1 protein-coding gene is annotated in these 2,281 nt (G+C 74.5%); it reads right to left on the bottom strand.

The features are described from left to right. Positions 1-2,281, bottom strand: a 2,281-nt coding sequence (locus AC0B61_RS37145; protein WP_471746952.1) for a condensation domain-containing protein, incomplete at both ends; no start/stop codon positions are given.

The following is a 2,281-nucleotide window of genomic DNA, read 5'->3' as shown; positions in this document are numbered from 1 at the left end:
TGCGTGACCCGGTGCCGGGCGACCAGCTCCACCAGCGACGGACCGGGCAGCAACTCCCGCGCCCCGGCCACCACCAGCCGCGCCCCCGAGCAGAGCGTGACCCACATCTCGGCGCCGGCCGCGTCGAAGCCAGGCGAGGCGAACTGCAGGACCCGGCTCGCCGCGTCGATCGCGAACCGCTCGGCCTGCGCGGCCACCAGAGCGGCGATACCGGTGTGCGAGACCGCCACGCCCTTGGGCCGGCCGGTCGAGCCGGAGGTGTAGATCACGTACGCGGGGTGCGCGGGCAGCAGGCCGGTGACCGGGGCGGCGGCGTCGAGGCCGGCCAGCCGGGCCACGGTGGCCCGGTCGTCCAGCACGACGGCCGGCACACCGATCAGCGACGGCACCTGGTCCTCGGTGTCCTCCGAGACCAGCACGCACGTCACCCGGGCGTCTCGGAGCATGTACGAGATCCGCTCCGCCGGGTACTCCGGGTCGACGGGCAGGTAGGCCCCGCCGGCCTTCAGCACCGCGAGCAGGGCGACGACCAGGTCGGCGCCGCGCTCCAGGCAGACCGCGACCACCGACTCCGGTCCCACACCCTGGCCAGCCAGCAGCCGGGCCAGGCGGTTGGCGCGGGCGTCCAGCTCCGCGTAGGTCAGCTCGACGCCGTCACCGGTCACCGCCACCGCGCCCGGGCACTGCGCGACCTGCGCCGCGAACAGCTCCGGCACCGTCGCCGGGGCGATCTCGGCCGCCGTGTCGTTCCACTCGGTCAGCACCCGCTGCCGCTCGGCGGCGTCCAGCACGTCCACCGTGCCGATCCGCGCCGACGGGTCGGCCACCAGCGCGTGAACCAGCGGGGCCCAGCGGGCGGCGATCCGCTCCACCGAACCGAGGTCGAACAGGTCCGCCGCGCCGACCAGGATGCCGCCGATGCCGGCGGGCCGGCCCTCGGCGTCGAACCGCTCGCCGATGTTGACCATCAGGTCGGCCGTCGCCTCGGCCTTGCCCGAGGAGGACCGGCCGACCTCCAGACCGGGCAGCGAAAGCTCGGCCCGGGCCTGGTTCTGGACGGTCAGCTCCACCTGGAACAGCGGGTGGCGGGAGAGCGAGCGAACCGGGGCCAGGTCCTCGACGAGGCGCTCGAACGGCACGTCCTGGTGCTCGAAACCGGCCAGGCTCACCTCCCGGACGCGGGCCAGGACCTCACCGAAGGTCGGGTGCCCGGACAGGTCCGTACGCAGCACCAGCGTGTTGACGAAGAAGCCGACCAGATCATCCAGCGCCTCGTCGGTACGCCCGGCGTTGCCGGCGCCGATCGGGATGTCGGTGCCCGCGCCCAGCTTGCTCACCAGCACGGCCAGCGCCGCCTGCAGGACCGTGAACAGGGTGACGCCCTGCTCACGGGCCACGGTCAGCAGCTCGGCGTGCAGGTCCGCCGGAAGCTCCAGCGGCACCGTACAGCCCCGGTAGCTGGCGACCGCCGGACGCACCCGGTCGGCCGGCAGCGCCAGCTCCTCCGGCGCTCCGGCCAACGCCTGGCGCCAATAGGCGAGTTGCTTCGACAGAACACTTTCCGGGTCGTCCTCCGCGCCCAGCAGCTCCCGTTCCCAGAGCGCGTAGTCCGCGTACTGGACGGGCAGCGGGGCCCACTGCGGCTCCTCACCGGCGAGGCGGGCCGTGTAGGCCACCGACAGGTCGCGCGCCAGCGGGCCGGTCGACCAGCCGTCGGATGCGATGTGGTGAACGACGACGACCAGGGTCTGCCGGCCCGGGCCGGCGGTGAACAGCGAGGCTCGGATCGGAATCTCGGCGGTCAGGTCGAAGACGTGGCCGGCGGCCTCGGCCACAGCGGCGTCCAGGCCGCCCGCCTCGGCGACCTGCGCGACGCGCAGCCCGAAGCCGGCCTCCTCGACGGGCAGGACCCGCTGGTACGGCTCGCCGTCGGCGACGGCGAAGACCGTGCGCAGCACCTCGTGCCGGCCCACCACGTCGGCCAGCGCGGCGCCGAGCGCGTCCGCGTCCGGCTCACCGGTCAGCGGAAGCACCATCGGCAGGTTGTAGGTCGCGCTGGGGCCGTCCAGCTGGCCCAGGAACCAGAGCCGGCGCTGGGCGAAGGAGAGCGGCACCAGCTCCGGGCGCTGACGGACGGTCAGCGCGGACCGGACCGGACCGGACTCGCCCAGGTGACCGGCCAGCGCGGCCGGCGTCGGCGCTCGGAACAGCGTGCGCACCGAGACCTCGACGCCCAGCACCGTACGCACCCGGCTGGCCAGGCGGACGGCGAGCAGGGAGT

Source organism: Kitasatospora sp. NPDC023385, from assembly GCF_055664045.1.
This window is presented reverse-complemented; position numbering and strand designations above follow the sequence as displayed.